Annotated in this window: 3 protein-coding genes; 1 reads left to right on the forward strand and 2 read right to left on the reverse strand. The window is 36.9% G+C overall.

Translation table 11 applies throughout. The features are described 5' to 3' along the window. Positions 1 to 479, forward strand: a 479-nt coding sequence (locus tag AC1DPZ_RS26320) for an MBL fold metallo-hydrolase (protein ID WP_477409081.1), incomplete at its 5' end; no start/stop codon positions are given. A 175-nt stretch (positions 480 to 654) separates the two neighbouring features. Here AC1DPZ_RS26320 and AC1DPZ_RS26325 read toward each other — a convergent pair. Both AC1DPZ_RS26325 and AC1DPZ_RS26330 read right to left on the reverse strand, forming a co-directional pair. Next, positions 655 to 1,599 carry an MlaD family protein gene (locus AC1DPZ_RS26325; protein WP_477409083.1) on the reverse strand — a complete coding sequence of 315 codons (945 nt, stop codon included), beginning with the start codon at positions 1,597 to 1,599 and terminating at the stop codon, positions 655 to 657. Between the two features lie 132 nt (positions 1,600 to 1,731). Continuing rightward, positions 1,732 to 1,899, reverse strand: a complete 168-nt coding sequence (locus AC1DPZ_RS26330) for an N-acetylmuramoyl-L-alanine amidase family protein (protein ID WP_477409085.1) — start codon at positions 1,897 to 1,899, stop codon at positions 1,732 to 1,734. Between the last annotated feature and the right edge of the window lie 8 nt (positions 1,900 to 1,907).

The raw sequence follows: 1,907 nt of genomic DNA on the forward strand, positions 1-1,907 counted from the left end.
GTACCGGTTTTATCTTCAGGGAGAAAAAGCGCTTACGTAAGCTGCGCAAGGAGATAATAGAAGAAATGGAGATCCCGGTGGCATATTTTACGGCTTTAAAAAAGGGGGCTGATTATACTTCGCCAACCGGGAAGGTCTATAAAAACGAAGATCTTACCATTGATTCTGAAGAGCCTAAATCCTATGCTTATTGTTCAGATACGTTATATGGTGAGCAATATTTTAAACAGATAGCTAACGTTACGCTTTTATATCACGAAGCTACTTTTTTAAATGATATGCTGGATAGGGCGAATATTACTTATCATACTACCGCGCTACAGGCGGGAGATATAGCGTTAAAAACAAATGCGAAAAAATTGCTGATCGGCCATTTTTCGGCCAGGTATAAAACCTTAAATGAGTTACTGGATGAAGCAAAAAGTGTTTTCCCCGCTACCGAACTGGCAATTGAAGGAAGAACGTTTTGTATAGAATAACAGATGCAGATGTGTAGATTAACACCGTTGAGGGCTTCGTCGTTTCAAATATGCACATTTTAGATGTATGATAATTTATTAATCATTCTCAGATTAACACTTTCCGGTCAAAAAAAAGGCGGCAGTCATCAATGATTGCCGCCTTTTTTCTTTGTCTTAATTCTATCTTCCGTTTTTAATCTTTTTTTCCTCCAAAAACAGAGAAGCTTACATACCGTTTTGGATGCGCTTTTAAGTCAAGTAAAAGGTTGTTAAGACTATTGGTGGCAGCATCCATATTTTTGTATACTTTATCGTCGTTCATCAATAAGCCTAATGTTCCTTTTGTGGAGTTGATATTAGCTATGGTAGCCTGCAAATCGGCCATGGCTTTGTTTGCATTATCCAAGGTATTTTTGATGTTTGATGCGGCTATATCGTTGCTTATTTTTTCAAAATTGGTAGCCATGCCATTAACGTGTACCGTACTGGTTTTTAAATTATCAGAAACAACTTCGGCATTTGAAAGTATAACATCAATGTGTTTTGTTTGAGTGCCCACCAAATTGTCAATCTTTTTGGTAACCCCTTCTAATGTTTGCAGTGAGTTGGCAATGCTCATGAAGCTTCGGTCAACATTTTTTTGAAAGTTGGGGTTCAATATTTTGTTGATTGCTGCAAGAGATGAATCGAGTTTATTAATTAGCATTTCTGCCTTTTTTTGAATTGGCTGTAGGCTTTCAGCAAGGCTTCCCTGTATATCAGCCTTTAAAGTGTCTTTGTTCTCGGCAAGTATTTTACTGTTCCCCAATTCAAAAACGATGGCTTTACTGCCTAAAAGATCGGTACTTTCCAGCTTTGCAAGTGTGTTGTTAGGTACATCGTATTTTTCATCTATTTTAAATTCTACGATGGTACGGCCATCTGGCTGAAGCTCCATTTTCGAGATCCGGCCTATCTGGAAACCATTTACCAATACAGGTTTTGATACGCCAAGGCCTTCTACGCTGTTATAAACTGCATAAAATTTATTTGACCCCGAAAAAACATCGTTGCCTCTTAAAAAACTATATCCCAGTATCAGAATAGTAATGGAAATTACTGTAAGTGCGCCAATTTTTGTTTCGTTTGAAATTTTCATTAATAAGTAGTGTGATGTTGTTTAAATTTTTAGAAGCACTTACCGTGTACCACAGGCAATATTTGTAACTATTATAATATACATTTAACCCGTTGATTTAGCTTGACAGCTAACGGCAAACAAATGCTTTTATTATTGAGATATTTTTTCAATTTCGTTTTTATAATTTAATAATGCGCGCACAAGGGAACTAACGATTTCGTTTTGTCCATCTTCAGAATTCAGGTATGCTTCATCCTGCGGATTATTTATATAGCCTGTTTCCACTAAAACCGAGGGCATGGCAGTGTGGCATAACACATATATAC

It is taken from the genome of Mucilaginibacter sp. P4_G9, from assembly GCF_056400985.1.